General features: G+C 62.5%; 11 protein-coding genes and 4 pseudogenes. 4 read left to right on the forward strand and 11 right to left on the reverse strand.

The window, feature by feature from the left end; genetic code table 11:
- Positions 1-29 precede the first annotated feature (29 nt).
- On the reverse strand, positions 30-953 hold the full coding sequence (locus tag ACFLEY_RS41460) for an N-carbamoyl-D-amino-acid hydrolase (RefSeq protein WP_060912875.1): 924 nt from the start codon (positions 951-953) through the stop codon (positions 30-32).
- 184 nt (positions 954-1,137) lie between these two features.
- Between ACFLEY_RS41460 and ACFLEY_RS41465 the strand changes: the two are divergent.
- Both ACFLEY_RS41465 and ACFLEY_RS41470 read left to right on the forward strand, forming a co-directional pair.
- A pseudogene (locus ACFLEY_RS41465) lies at positions 1,138-2,063 on the forward strand (LysR family transcriptional regulator).
- Positions 2,064-2,105: 42 nt separating this feature from the next.
- Complete coding sequence (locus ACFLEY_RS41470; RefSeq protein WP_060910214.1) at positions 2,106-2,825, forward strand: type 1 glutamine amidotransferase; 720 nt, start codon at positions 2,106-2,108, stop codon at positions 2,823-2,825.
- Positions 2,826-2,943: 118 nt separating this feature from the next.
- Here ACFLEY_RS41470 and ACFLEY_RS41475 read toward each other — a convergent pair whose 3' ends face one another.
- The 4 genes from ACFLEY_RS41475 to ACFLEY_RS41490 form a co-directional block, all read right to left on the reverse strand.
- Positions 2,944-3,411 (reverse strand): nuclear transport factor 2 family protein, encoded by a 468-nt coding sequence (locus ACFLEY_RS41475; protein ID WP_011089945.1) that lies wholly within the window; start codon positions 3,409-3,411, stop codon positions 2,944-2,946.
- 79 nt (positions 3,412-3,490) lie between these two features.
- The gene (locus tag ACFLEY_RS41480; protein ID WP_082755885.1) at positions 3,491-3,904 is read right to left on the reverse strand and encodes a YbgC/FadM family acyl-CoA thioesterase; all 414 of its coding nucleotides are present in this window, start codon (positions 3,902-3,904) and stop codon (positions 3,491-3,493) included.
- 44 nt (positions 3,905-3,948) lie between these two features.
- A complete protein-coding gene (locus ACFLEY_RS41485; protein WP_060910212.1) occupies positions 3,949-4,392 on the reverse strand; it encodes a YbgC/FadM family acyl-CoA thioesterase in 444 nt (147 codons plus the stop codon).
- Between the two features lie 228 nt (positions 4,393-4,620).
- The gene (locus tag ACFLEY_RS41490; RefSeq protein ID WP_060910211.1) at positions 4,621-4,806 is read right to left on the reverse strand and encodes a hypothetical protein; all 186 of its coding nucleotides are present in this window, start codon (positions 4,804-4,806) and stop codon (positions 4,621-4,623) included.
- 547 nt (positions 4,807-5,353) lie between these two features.
- On the opposite strand from ACFLEY_RS41490, the pseudogene ACFLEY_RS41495 reads away from it, so the two are divergent.
- Together ACFLEY_RS41495 and ACFLEY_RS41500 are read left to right on the forward strand one after the other, a co-directional pair.
- Positions 5,354-5,614 (forward strand): annotated as a pseudogene (locus ACFLEY_RS41495) (hypothetical protein); the annotation flags it as partial.
- Positions 5,615-5,617: 3 nt separating this feature from the next.
- A pseudogene (locus ACFLEY_RS41500) lies at positions 5,618-5,962 on the forward strand (SOS response-associated peptidase); the annotation flags it as partial.
- A 46-nt stretch (positions 5,963-6,008) separates the two neighbouring features.
- Here ACFLEY_RS41500 and ACFLEY_RS41505 read toward each other — a convergent pair.
- The 6 genes and pseudogenes from ACFLEY_RS41505 to ACFLEY_RS41530 form a co-directional block, all read right to left on the reverse strand.
- The gene (locus ACFLEY_RS41505) at positions 6,009-6,266 is read right to left on the reverse strand and encodes a hypothetical protein (RefSeq protein WP_171901088.1); all 258 of its coding nucleotides are present in this window, start codon (positions 6,264-6,266) and stop codon (positions 6,009-6,011) included.
- A pseudogene (locus ACFLEY_RS41510) lies at positions 6,241-6,402 on the reverse strand (transposase); the annotation flags it as partial. The pseudogene ACFLEY_RS41510 and the gene ACFLEY_RS41505, both read right to left, overlap by 26 nt.
- A 742-nt stretch (positions 6,403-7,144) precedes the next feature.
- A complete protein-coding gene (locus ACFLEY_RS41515) occupies positions 7,145-8,488 on the reverse strand; it encodes an IS1380-like element ISBdi2 family transposase (RefSeq protein WP_060910207.1) in 1,344 nt (447 codons plus the stop codon).
- Between the two features lie 406 nt (positions 8,489-8,894).
- Positions 8,895-11,024, reverse strand: coding sequence for a ThiF family adenylyltransferase (locus ACFLEY_RS41520; RefSeq protein ID WP_060910206.1), 2,130 nt, complete (start codon positions 11,022-11,024; stop codon positions 8,895-8,897).
- On the reverse strand, positions 11,024-12,157 hold the full coding sequence (locus ACFLEY_RS41525) for a hypothetical protein (protein ID WP_060910205.1): 1,134 nt from the start codon (positions 12,155-12,157) through the stop codon (positions 11,024-11,026). Before ACFLEY_RS41525 ends, ACFLEY_RS41520 begins: the two co-directional genes overlap by 1 nt.
- Before the next feature lie 245 nt (positions 12,158-12,402).
- Positions 12,403-13,944, reverse strand: a complete 1,542-nt coding sequence (locus tag ACFLEY_RS41530) for a DUF1156 domain-containing protein (protein WP_249163473.1) — start codon at positions 13,942-13,944, stop codon at positions 12,403-12,405.
- Between the last annotated feature and the right edge of the window lie 9 nt (positions 13,945-13,953).

The raw sequence follows: 13,953 nt of genomic DNA on the forward strand, positions 1-13,953 counted from the left end.
TTGCCAACGCCGCGACCGGCCGTTTGAGATCAATCCGCGTCAAGAACAGCCGGCTCGATGACGCCGGCGCGTTCGGTGATCACCCTGTATTGCTCGGGACGCCGGTGGGCGGCGAAGTTGAACATCTTGTCCTTGCCCTGGCGGCAGAGATCGAGATCGATGTCGGCGACGATCACCTCGTCCGCCAGCGTCTGGGCCTGCGCGACGATGCGACCATTGGGATCGACGATGCAGGAGCCGCCGATCAGCCCGGAGCCGTCCTCCTCGCCCGCCTTCGCCACCGAGATCGCCCAGGTCGCGTTCATGTAGGCATTGGCCTGCGTCACCAGCGTCGAATGGAAGGTGCGCAAGGCACCGTCTTCGGTGGCGCCGCCATTCGGATCGTAGGCAGCGGAATTGTAGCCGATGCAGACGAGCTCGACGCCCTGCAGGCCGAGCACGCGCCAGGATTCCGGCCAGCGGCGATCGTTGCAGATCATCATGCCCATGATGGCGTGGGCCCAGGCCGAACCGGCCCGGAAGGCGGGAAAACCGAGATCGCCATATTCGAAATAGCGCTTCTCCAGCTGCTGGTAGCGCGCACCCGGCCGCGGCTCGACCGAGCCCGGCAGATGCACCTTGCGATAGCGGCCGAGAATCTCGCCGTCACGATCGACCAGGATGGCGCAATTGTAGCGGCGGCCGTCCGGCGTCAGCTCGGCATAGCCGACATAAAAACCGACACGGAGCGCACGTGCGCGGTCGAACAGCTTGGCCACCGCCGGGTTGGGCATGCCGCGCTCGAAATATTGGTCGAGCGCCTCGCCCTCCAGCAGCCAGCGCGGAAAGAACGTGGTGAAGGCAAGCTCTGGAAACACCACGAGGCTGGCGCCGCGGCCGGCGGCCTCCTCCAGCAGCGCGAGCATGCGCGAGAGCGTATGCTCACGCGAGTCTGCTTTCTGCGTCGGGCCCATCTGGGCGGCGGCGGCGCGAAGGACACGAACCAAGATTGCCTCCAATCTGTGCGCAGTGCCGCCTCAATGGGCGAATGAACCCCTTGATGCGACGTGCAAATCCGCCGCCATTACGCGGAAGCGGGGCTGCAAAATCAATTCGTTCTGCTATGATGTTTTGGCCCTGAGTATAATCGGCAGTGATATGAACCTGCGTCAGCTCGAGATCCTGCGTGCCGTCATCCGCCACCGCACCACGGTGGCGGCGGCGGATGAGCTGGCACTGTCGCAGCCCGCGGTCAGCAACGCGCTGAAGACCATGGAGGCGCAGGCGGGTTTCGCGCTGTTCGAGCGCGTCAACAACCGGCTGTTTCCGACCGCCGAGGCGATGGCGCTCTACAAGGAGAGCGAGGCGATCTTCGCGCTGCACGCAAAACTCGAGAACCGCGTGCGCGATCTGCGCGAGAACCGGTCCGGACATCTTGCGATCGTGGCGACGCCGCCGCTTGCCTACAGCATCATCCCGTCCGCGCTGTCGGGCTTCCTGCGCCGCCGCCCGGAGACGCGCGTCTTCTTCGACGTGCGGCGCTACGAGGGCATCATCGAGGGCGTGCTCAGCCGTGTCGCCGAGCTCGGCTTCGCGCTCGGGCTGACGCATCATCCCGGCATCGCACACGAGGTGGTGCACACCGGCGAGATGGTCTGCGTGCTGCCGCCGCGGCATCCGTTGCCGACCGGCCCGTGATCTCGGCCGCGGATCTGTCCGGCCTGCCCTTCATCGGGCTCGAGCGCGGCACACGCCTCGGCGAGGCCGTGCGCGACAGTTTTGCGCGGGCCGGCGCGCCATTCCGGCCGACCGTCGAGGTGCGCTACTGCAACACCGCCTGCGTGCTCGCGGCCGCCGGCGTCGGTGCCGCGGTGGTCGATCCGTTCTCGCCGCGGCAGAACGGCGGCAATGGCCTCGTCGTCCGGCCGTTCACGCCGACGACCCATGCGGTCGCCTACATGCTCTGGTCGGAAGCCGAGCCGCTGTCACGCCTCGCCAAGGCCTTTCTGAGCGAGGTGCGGAAGCAGAGCGCGCTGCTGGAGGGCCCAGCGCCACACCAGCAACATGGGGCAGAAAGCGACTGAGCATCGCAACCTTTGACCTTGTCCTTTTGACCTTGGGGGCACATGGCACGCATCACCATCATCGAGACCGGGCAGGTCCCGCAAGAATATCGCGAGCAGCACGGCTCGTTTCCCGACATGTTCGAGCGCATGGTCCGCGCCGAGGATCCGACGGCCACGGTCGACGTGATCAGCATCCCGAATGGCGATGCACTTCCCGATCCAGGCAAGCTCGAAGCCGTGCTGATCACCGGCGCGGCCGCCGGCGTCTATGACGGGCTCGACTGGATCGCGTCGCTGGAAGATTTCGTGCGTACGGCTTACGCCAACAAGACGCCGATGGTCGGCGTGTGCTTCGGCCATCAGCTGATCGCGCAGGCCCTGGGCGGCACCGTGCGCAAGTCGGAGAAAGGCTGGGGCATCGGCCGGCACGTCTATCAGGTGCTGCCCGAGAACGGCGTCGTCGAAGGCGAAGCGGTCGCGATCGCCGCCTCACATCAGGACCAGGTGATCGAGCCGCCGGCCGACGCGCTGACGATCCTCTCGTCCGAGTTCACCCCGCATGCCGGCCTGCTCTACGCCAACGGCGCGACGCTGACCGTGCAGCCGCATCCGGAGTTCGACGTGGAGTTCGCGCAAGTGTGCTGCGAGCTGCGCGACGGCAAGGCGCCGGATGACGTCGTCGCCACGGCGCGCGCGTCGCTGGCGCAGCCGCTGGACAACGCGAAGCTCGGTGGGGCGATTACGCGGTTTCTGGCGCGCAAATCTCTCCCCACATCCTGAGGAGCGCGCTCGCGCGCGTCTCGAAGGATGAAGGCCCGGATGCAGCAGCAGGGCCTGCCTGGTTCGAGACGCCGCTTCGCGGCTCCTCACCATGAGGATTGAGAGTTGCTTGCGCGGCTCAGAACGGATCCGTCCCCAACCCCGCCACATCCGCCGGCCGCGGCCCCGGCGCGGGCCAATGAAACCGGCGGTCCTTCTCTGCAATCATGATGTCGTTGATCGACGCCTCGCGCCGCTTCATCAGGCCGTGCTCGTCGAACTCCCATTGCTCGTTGCCGTAGGAGCGATACCACTGGCCGCTCGCGTCGTGCCATTCGTACTGGAAGCGCACCGCGATGCGGTTGCCGTCGAAGGCCCAGAGGTCCTTGATCAGGCGGTAGTCGTGCTCCTTCTCCCATTTGCGGGTGAGGAAGGCGACGATGGCCTCGCGGCCCTGGAACACCTCGGAGCGGTTACGCCAGCGGCTGTCCTCGGTATAGGCGAGCGAGACACGTACCGGATCGCGCGAATTCCAGGCGTCCTCGGCCATGCGGGCCTTTTGCGCAGCGGTCTCGCGGGTAAAGGGGGGAAGCGGTGGACGCGACATGGTGGCCTCATCGGTTGGTCGGGGCCGCAAATCTATCGCCGCAGCCGGCGGAGTCGAGTGGCCATCACCAATCGGGCGATCACGAAATCAGATCAGCCTTCATCAGCGTGCGGATCGACTTCGGGATCGGCTGGGCACGGCCGCCGCTGATGAAGGCGACGCGCACTTCGGCCTTGACCAGCACGTCCTCGCCGCGCCGGACCTCCTGTGCGAGCATGATGGAGGCGCCTTTCACCGCGATCGGCCAGGTCACGACGTCGAGCACGTCGTCCATCCGCGCGGGCTTGAGGAAATCCAGGTGCATCGAGCGCACCACGAAGGCGAAGCCGGAGTCCTCCGTCGCGGGCTGCTCGAACAGCGCCTGCTGCTCGGCGCCCATCAGCCGCAGATGATTGGTCCGCCCCCGTTCCATGAAGCGCAGATAATTGGCGTGATAGACGATGCCGGAGAACTCTGACTTGACGATATCGCAACAGAAGGCGAACGCATTAATTTCATTGGGTCGCTGGAGCGTTAAAGCGTGAACGAAAGGCAGATTTATCTGTGCTCTTCCATAGCAAGCCTCAGACCCTTTGGGATGCGCTGCGCTTTTCCGCCTGAGATAAACGCGACCCGTACACGCGCCGAGACCAAGAGATCACCCCCGCGCCTGCACTCCTGCAGCAAGGCAATCGACGCGCCTCTCACCTCTTGCGGGACCGTGACAATGTCAAGCAGGTCATCCAAGACTGCCGGTTTTAGAAAATCGATTGTCATCGAACGGACAACGAAGGCGAAGCCCGGCGCATCGTTCCGCGTTTCCTCGAGCAGCGCTTGCTGATTGGTTCCGAGCAGGCGCAAGTAATTCGTTCTGCCACGTTCCATGAAACGCAAAAAATTCGCGTGATAAACAATCTGGCCGGAATCGGTATCCTCGAAATAGACGCGGACCTGCATGTAATGCCGTCCGTCTCGAATTTCGCCGTCAAGAGAGACTGTCACAGCGCGGTTTCCTCTTATTGCGCGTACAGGGACCCATTGTCTTGCACAGAGGCGGTTTTCTGAGCAATCGCTAAGATCTTGAGCTTGGCTCCTGCTGCCGGAAGCTGAGGCAACCGCCTGAATGCGGCAGGCGTCGCGCTGCTGCCATCGACTTCGGATGAATATGTCGGAGATCTATCGTCAACGCGTACCCGGCTTGAGGACGACGTTCATGAATGCGCCTCCGGCTCATGAACCTAGGCGAGCCAGTCTTTCGCCGCAATCGCTGAACGAAAAATTGTCGAGGCCGGCGAGGCCGTAGATGGCGTTGCCCGTGGCGATGGCCTCGTGCTCGCTGCGGGCGAGCACGAGGGTTTCGTATGTCATCCAGCTTTTGAAGCCGACGACGTAGTGCCGCGTGGCGGCAGGGCTCATTGTCCCGCCTCCGCGTCGGCCTTGGGTTCGCGAACCACGAGGCGGCCGTTCAATGGCAGGCAGCTCAACTGGACGTTGAAGCCCTTGTCGTCCTGTTGCCGGGCCCGCGCCGATCTTGGTCCAGAAGGGTCACCAATCCGCCAAAAGGGTCAAATATTGAGCGAGACAGTTCTGCAACGCCTTGAGGCAGCTCATCTCCTGGAGCGTATCGACATGCAAGGCGTCGGCCCCGTCGTCGCGCTTCGCGCTGATGGATATCTGGGCAATCCCAATTTCGCTCGTCTCAGAGCCCGCATGCTTGTCGAGAAGATGCTGCTCCTAGCTCTCGGGATTGGGCAAGGCGGCTCGGCCTTGCCAGCTATGACAAGATCGAAATTCGCGGTGACGGCGATCGCTTGCCGAAATTCGGCACCTTCAACTGGGACTTGTGCGGTCCGTCCTACATGGTTCCGATTGTTCGCCGGCAGAAAGATGGCCCCCAAACCAGGCTTCCTCGTTGCCGACGTGATCCCCGGCGCTGCAGTCACGGAGCGGGCGGTTGCCGCATTCAGACGGAGAGCCGATTGATCCGTCCCCGACGATCGACCAAGCGGTGAATGGCGGCTTCCCCTGGCTGGAAATCCAGTGCGCGCGCTGCAAGACGTCGAGTGACGTCGGCCTCGCGGCGATGAAGCATCCGCCGACCACCTTCGTGCACGATCTTTCCAGCCGGCTGCGCTGCCGCAAATGCGCCAAGGCCGGCCGGCGTCCTTCGGCGACTTTGCTACAATTGGCGTGGCAGCCGCGCCACCCTCGGACCGAAGCCTGACCGATATGCAATCTCTACTCGATCACGACCAACCAAGCCGCCATTAGCGCGCTGTTTCGAGCCGTGAACCGATACGTTGGTAATCCGGCGCCGATGCCTGGGGTTTTTCCCGACTACAAGGCACCGATCGTTCGCAACGGACCCGGGGGCCGCGAGCTCGCCATGGCGCGGTGGGGCATGCCATCGTCATCGAAGGCGTTGATGGACGCCACCAAAAAACGAGCCGAAAAGCTGCAGGCCAAGGGCAAAGCGGTCGACTTCAAGGAACTGCTGCGGATGGAACCGGACGGCGGCACAACTAACATCCGAAACGTGAAGAGCAAGCACTGGACGAGATGGCTAGCGTCTTCCTGTTCCGCGTCATGGTCGATCCATCCTAAAAAGTTCACGCTGTCTACTCGGCGTTGGACGGTTTCGGCCGCCAAAGCAGCCGACTATCTGAAATGGTTTCGTCGTAGCGCTCCACGAAGGCAGCAAATTTTTCTCGTTCGTCGTTGTAAGACGCGAGCCACTTCCCGAGGGCGTCGGCGAATGATTGGATGAGTGCGAAGTAATCGAAATAATAGGTCCCCTCGGCGTCGGCCTCGCCCTCGCCGCCGATGCGGATCGAAATACGGCGCACCTTCTTCCGAGTGACCTGTCTTGATGCCACCGAACTTGGCCTTCCATTTGTAGATGCTGGCGTCGCTGACGCCATGCTTGCGGCACAGATCGGCGACCGACACGCCGGCCTCATGCTCCTTCAAAATCCCGATGATCTGCTCTTCCGAAAAGCGGCTGCGCTTCATGCTCTGGTCCTTGTGGTGGGCCAGAACGAACTTCAAACTGGATCAAGCCCGAGGGGCAAGGTCAGAACCAACGCAACGTTCTCCCCATTGACCTCAGTTTGTAAATCAATTCCGAACACAAGAGCAGCGCTTTTGGTTGTTGGCGCCAATCTCGGGATAAATTACGGACTAGGCTGCACCGGCGACGTCCGCTTTCGCGGGGCAATGCGGAAACCCGGCAGCGGTATCGAGAAGCTCGCAAATGACGAAAAAAGACATGTGATCGATGTCCGCGTTGGCAAACAGCGGCTGGATATCGGCTGCAATGTGACAGGCATGGCGGGCACCGAGAGATTGTGCTCGTTCTACTTGTCCTTGGTCGTCTCAAAGAAGTCGATGAGCGATCTGATCATTGGATCGCTTCCCAGTGCGCGGCCTGGTTCACTCGCGGAAGCCCCACTGACCCTGGCGCTAAAGGGCGCGGAGGGCGAGGGAACCCCAACGACAGAGCCGAGCCCTTCGTCTGGACCAAGAAAAAGGTCCGTCAACGCCGTTTCAAAGGCCGCCGTATCACTCAGCTCTGATTCCGGGTACTAGCCCGTCCTATTCGTGAGAGTGCTTTTTCTAGTCCGATTGATGTGGCCGCACATCTGCTCTGACGAGGCGCACAGGATTGCCTTCGGCTTTTCACCGCCTGACGACCCGTACTTTGCAACGCGCTTGAGGGATAGGTTGGGCGAACGGGGGGCGGACGCCCCGCCGGTCAAGGACTGAGCGGCAGCAGCGCGCCGGGCAAGCAGCGGATCAGGTCGGCTTCGGGACATGCCGCGGCGAACGCAAGGCGAATGCGGCTCGTGGTCTCGACCACACGGGCAGCGAGTTTCAAGAGACGAAGACGCAGCGTCGCGAACTCGGCAGTGGCCAATTCCCGGGCTTTGGGAATGGCGTCGCGCACGGTCAGCATCAGCCAATAAGCGGCCGTATGGAGCACGAGACGGACCTGGTTGGCGAGCGCCGAACGGCAGCTGGTGCGATCGGAGGCGAGCTGTGTCTTATGCAGCTTGATCAGATTCTCGGCTTGGCCGCGCGCGCAATACAGGCTGTCGTAGATCCACTCGGCCGAGCCGACATCGAGGCTGGTGACGACGAAACGGATGTCGAGGCCGAGCATCGTCGCCTCAATACGGGCGACGGTGCGCCGTTCGCGATCCCAGGACTTTGCCTTGTGGCGGGTCTCGGTATAGCCACGCAGAACCGGCAGGTTCTCGATGGCGCGTCGGGTGCGGATGTCGTCGGCGACCTCGTCGACTTTTCTGGCGAGAGGCTTGGTGCCGGACAGACCCAAGATGTAGTCGATGCCGTTGGTCTCGCACCACGCCATGGCCTCCGGCCGGGCATAGTGCCCGTCGCCACGGAACGTAATTTGCGTGTTGTGCCATCGCGTGCGGATATGCCGTACCAGGCGGCGCAGATGGGCACGCACCTCGACGCCGCCCGGCGTCTTGCCGGGCCGCAGCACGACGGCCACGGGCCGGCTCTTCTCCGTGTCGTAGACGTGGATCGGCAGAAAGCAGCGTTCATCATAATGAGCGTTGAACAGCGAGAGCTGCTGATGGCCGTGGACGACGTCGCAGGTATCATCGATGTCGAGCGTGACGGATGCCGGCTCGTGGGGGTAGCTATCCATCCATGCGTCGACCAAAATGTAGGTCAGTCGGATCACGTCGCGCAGGCGCGGAGCATTCTCCAGCCGCGACAGCGTCGGCTGGGAACACAAATCCCGGCCCGTGTCCGGTAGGCGACCGCAGGCCAGCTTGAATGCCGGATCGGACCGCAGATGATCGAGGTCGTCGGCGTCCTCGTAGCCGCAGCAGATCGCGAACATGCGCGCGCGGAACATATCGACCAGGCTGTGCACGACCCGCGTCGGATCGCGCCGATCCGGGAACACCCGGGCCAAATTGTCGGCCAAACCGAGACGCCGCTCGGCCATCGCCAGAAGCATCACGCCCCCGTTCGAGGTTAGGCGCCCACCATCGAAGGCAGCTGTGACTTTCTTGGCGTGAACGGCTGGAAACGAGAAGGGCGGAATCGTATCGTCGGTCATGGCGGGCGTGGCGTTCGCGGTTGGAGGTGATGGGGTTGGCTTCGCAACCGAATCCTACGCCGCATCAGCGCTTTACCCCTCAGGCGCACTCTTACGAATAAGACGGGTTAAGTTGAAGAAAGATTGAGTGACTCCCGATCATTTCTGTGCCGAAACGTGGAGTCGCGGTCGTGCCGCGTCCAAAGAAACCGGCGCGAGCGGCCTATTAGACGCGGTAGGTGATCAGCCTCCGAAACGAGACTATCAAGCATGAAGAGATCGAGCGCGAGGCAGAGGTTTTATTTGTGTTGAATTCTTGCTTCTCGATAGTGGTCTGAAATCGTATCATCGGTCATGGCGGGCGTGGCGTTCGCGGTTGAGGTGATGGGGTTGGCTTCACAACCGAATCCTACGCCGCATCAGCGCTTTACACCACGCTCGCCAGCCTCTCAGGCGCCCTCTCGCGAATAAGACGGGCTAGTTGTCCGCCCGTCTGCTCGGTGATCGCGGCAATCCGCGAGCGAAGTCCTGACACGCCTCGTTCGAACGCGCTCTCGCTGCCCTTGCTGTCGGAAGGAGGTTCGAGTGCGACGCTGACGTGGATGCAATGCGCTTCCATGTCCAAAGCGCCGAGGAGGACGCCGCCCATTTCTGCTGGCAGGTGCTGCTCTCGGAATCGTCCGATTGCCTTAGCAACGTCGTCGGAGAGAACGATAGACCAATCGTCAATCGCGAGACGCTGCCAGTTTCCAGCGGGGGCGACGACGCGTTCCACTGCGCCATCCTTCGTGCGCCAGATCGATATCGAGCCCTGTTCGGTGGACAACGCACCCGGGATGGCCCCGGAGATCAGAGCCGAAAGCAGTGCGGCTCGAGTTTCGGGCATACGATTGGTCGCCTGCCTGCAGGCGCCCGAGTAGGCGATGGTTGCCTCGGAAGTGTGAAGATGTCCCCGCAGAGCTGGGACTTGAACGACCATGGCGTAGTGTTGCGCCTCCAATTCGCGCAGAGAGATTGAGCGGTCGTTCGGCTCGACGAGCAGCACTGCGTCGGTGCCGTCGGAATTGAAGAAGAAGCTCAGGCGCCGGGTCTTGGTGTCCGGCCATGCGGCCAGCCGACGGGATACGGCGATGGAGGCAGAGGCGTCCATGATGAAGTCCGCCGTCTCCAACTTCGATTTGACTGCGGCCTCCGTCGATGGGTCGTTGGAGAGGACATCCGCAGTTAGATGGCCGGACTGCTCCGGATATCTGTTCATCCCGTCGATGAAGCGGGCGAGAGCCGCCGCCTTAGAGCGCCCCACCTCGGCTCGAGGCAGCACATGGCGAGGGACATTGTGGGGAAGAAGATAATCGCCATCGATCACGTCCCAGGTGTAGCGGCCCTCCCTCGCGAGGTTTGCTGCCACGTGGGAGCCGACCGTGCCCGCGCCAACGAGCACGGCGCGTCGCAGATCCACACCTTCGGCTCCCGAAATCTGCGATGCGAGTTTTCTGTCGTGGCCGAAGTGAACCTCGCCGCAAACTAGCTCGACTGCGTCGGCGGCAGCGCCATCGCGTGCGGTCAAGGACCGGGCGTGAAGTCCGTTGGCTTCATCTAGGCATCCCATTTTCACGCCGATTTGGGCCACGGTTTCGAGGCTCAAGAAGCACTTCAGATCGAGAATGCCGACCTCTTTGCCGCTCTCGGTTGCCACGGGAAACGCCACGAGCACCCCTAGCCGCCATCCCAATCGCTCGGGGTCCCGCTGTGGCTGCGCTCCTTTCTCCCAGGCCTGGCTCGTCCATTCGAGGATTCTAGCTCGGATCGCCGACCGCAAGTCGACACCACTGAGCTCGTCCGCCAGTTCACCGAAAGTGCGTGGCGGAAAGCGCAAAGCCCCCATCTCCCGCCGTTCAGTGACTACCGTGATGAGGGCGATGCCCAGTCGCGGAAACGGAAGGGGCGTAGATGGCAAAGTCGCGATCAGGATTTCCCTGTTGACCTCTGCATCCGCGCGGTGAACCGCCAACTCAATGGGCCCCTTACCGGCCTCGTCCACAAGGACACGGTCGACGATGACCACGGGACCGGGGGCGACGAAAAGCGGCTCGGGCGCGCGTACGTCACCATGAAGCTCGCCACGTGCCGTCTTGCCGAGCCAGGTGTGGATCCGAACCAGGAAGTCTGAGGGGGTCCAGTTTAGCTTGGCTTCAGTCCAGGGTCGGTCGTCGATGCAGAGGCTACGAGGATCGTCCCTGTGTCCGGGATTTGTGTGCGGGACGTCGGGAAAATCGTCCCGAAGAGCGAGAATCGTGGGCTGACGGTCGTCTACAGGGAAGTGAAGAGCCAGGAGCTCGACGGCCTTTAGCGGATGCACGTAAAGCTGCGGCCGGTTCACGTGCACATTGACGATGATAGTCTCGCCGCCGGACCCGGAACGCCGGGCCTCGACGAAGCGGTATCCTTGCGTCCCAAAATCGCAGATCAAGCGAGCGACCGAGTGGGACTTCGCGTTTTGCAAAGCTTCCCACTCGACGGTCTCGCCGAACTGCTCCGAAAGCGGGCGCAACGGCATCAGCCAGCTCGCATCGTCCTGGCCGCGGCATAGTCGCCGGGGATGGAGGCCATCGCAACGAAGGCGGCACCGGCGGTGGTGATGCTGACCTGGCTAGGCTTCGGATTACGCAGCGGGGAGTTCTCCATGGTGACCTCGAACTGCCCGTCGATCGCGTTCACGACATCCTGATAGTACGCGGCGGCCTGCCGATGCGGGGGCTGCACGTCCTTATCGCGTGGCGTCCCCTTGCCGGGAATGATCTCGCTGGTGGAAATCATGATACCACGGGGCTCGGCGCCTTCCTCGCAGAGCCAGCGAACGTCTTCGGTCGGCACGGTCTTATCGACGCCTTTGTCGGCCCAATTCAGCGACTTGTAGCTGCAGTGATGAGGGATCTTGAACACGTGCCAGCGCAGCCGATCCTGATTGCCGTGCGCCTTCGAAGTCTGGACGATGTGGCCGAGCGAGATGTCGTCCACGTCGGATGCGAAGAGGACTCTGGTATCGGTTGCCCCTTCCCGGAACGTGGCTTGGAAAACCACGGCGTCGTCGTTCCGCTCCTCAACTTCGCGGTCGTTGAGCCGCCAAGCCATCGGGTTGTGGATGAAGATCTCCAGGCCACCCGCAGCGTTCAGGTCGTCGAACCCAGGCACCAACTTTCCGGCGTCGGTGACCAGATGAAGGCGATCCTCAAGGCGGATCCCGTTCTTTTCGCAGAAGTCCTTTAGGCGACCAGGCCGCGAGAACACGCGGATGCCTTTGCCCTCGATGAAACGGTGGCGAGCCTCCTGGCGAATGATCTGGGCGTCGCCGTCCAGGCCCTCTTCCGTGAGCGCGGCCGCCGGCACCCAGAGTTCGTGCATTTTGATACGGCCGTCGCATTGGCGAGTCGAAAATCGCTCGAAATGGAAGAAATCGCCGGCGCGGTTCGTGTGATCCTTGTCGAGATGAGTGAACAGCACGATGTCGAAATAGTCGCGGTCGACGGCCCGAAGGTCTTGGCGCAGCGCGGCTGGAAGGTCGATGCACGGGTCGCTCGGATTGTCCGGATTTCGCATGTCGGCGTAATCCACCAGGATCTTGCGGCCGTCCTTGAGGTCGATGCGGGTGCAATCCGCATTGTTGAGAGGGTGGAACGTCAGCGTTGCCAAGTTGTCCTCCGTGCGGGATCGGCGCGGCCGACCCGATCATGTTTTGTTCGCGCAAAAACTTTTCCGGCGGGCGCGAGCGCCTGCCGGTCGGATGATCTTGTCGGATGGGAAGGCCCCGCCCAAGATTGCTAAAAATTTAGCGAAGTTCCATATGGGCGCCGGTTGTGTTGTTTCAAGGTCGCAAGATACCGGAGAAATACTGTTCCACAGCTTCTTTCATGTTGCGATGCAACACAACGCCTCCCTTAGGCCGGCACCGACGGCTCTGCACGCTCCCGCTCACCCCACCCGCGCGAAAGCCTCTGCTTCACGTCGTGACGCGCCAACACCTTCTCGCAAAGCTCCCAGCGCTCGCCCTTCGGGGTCACGTCGCCGGCGTACCTGAGGTCGAAGGCGTTCGCGCGCTTTCGTCGCTCCGTGTATTCCCGCAGGCGTTCGTCAAGCTTCTCCTCGTCTTCGATCCAGTCGTCATCGATGACGTCGGGCAGCGTGCCGAAGATATCGAAGCGGTTCCTCATGCGCTCCGACAGCTTGGCGTAGACCTTCTCGTCGACGGTCTGCTGAGCGACCCCGTGGTAGAGCAGATTCAGCATGTCGACCCGGTCGCGGCGCTGGCCGAAGCGCTTGATCCGCCCGATCCGCTGCTCCAGACGGGACGGATTCCACGGCAGGTCGATGTTGATCAAGGTGCCCAGAGTCTGGAGGTTCAGGCCCTCGCAGGCCGCATCTGTCGCCACCACCAGGCGGATCGTGCGCTCCTTGACGGCCTTCTTGATCTGCTCGCGCTCGACGCTCTTCCATTCGCCGCTGATGTACATGCCAGATTTGCCGGCGCCGGCGTACACCGCGATCGGCTCGCCCGGAATCCGTTGCGTCAGCGCCTCGCCGACCCATTTTGCCGTGTCGAAATACTGGCTGAAGACGATGCAGCCCTTCGGGAGCCAAGGATCTGGTCGCTCCAGAAGGTAGTAAAGGACGGTGTCGAGCTTGGGGTCGGTCGGATGGGGCGAAAGGACGTCGATGATAGCCTGAAGCTGCCGGACCTCCTCGTCGACGAAATCGAGGTGCTCCTCGCCGAGCTCGAGCTCCATCTCCTCGTCGTCCAGAGTGCGCCCGGACAGGAGCTTCTCGGCAGTGGCCAGGCCGCTGGCGTAGCTCGAGCATAGCCGCTGCAGCATCAGGCTCCGCATGAACCCGGCGGACTTCTTGCGCTTGCTGAGGGCGCGGGTGAACTTTTCGGCGGCCTGGTATGCGGCGTCGAACGCGCTCGAAGTCCGCAAGCCCAACCCGTCGAACATCGGCGGCATGTGGGCGCCGGGCAGCGGGTGGATGTCCACCGGGATCCGGGGGATGAGCCCCATCTCTTCAAGCGTCGAACGCTTGCGCAATACGACGTGCCTGACCACCGGGTTGTTGCGCTGGAAGAAGCCCAAAGACCCGCGCGGCGTAGCGTATTTCCTCACCTGGTCGATCGTCGGCCCGTTTTTAACCCTGTGAACGACCTGCCCATCTGTCATCCCCAAGATCAACTCGAGGATATCGAGATCGGCGGCATCATCACCGGTGGCGGGCAGCAAAGCCCCCCAAAGGCACGCTTCGGCCAAGAAGAGCGGCTTCCTTCCTTTCCAGTACGACCCCAAAGATGTGAGCGTCTGCCCCTGACCGGCCTTACGTTCCTTCTGTGCCTCCACGGAAATCTTCTGGGCGGGCCACACCCGCTCGATCAGAGAAGGCGCATCTTTCAACGAAAACGGCACGACGGCAGACTTGGGGCTGACTGCATCCATGACAACACT

The sequence above is a fragment of the Bradyrhizobium sp. YCK136 genome, assembly GCF_044570075.1.
GTDB classification, from domain to species: Bacteria; Pseudomonadota; Alphaproteobacteria; order Rhizobiales; family Xanthobacteraceae; genus Bradyrhizobium; species Bradyrhizobium diazoefficiens.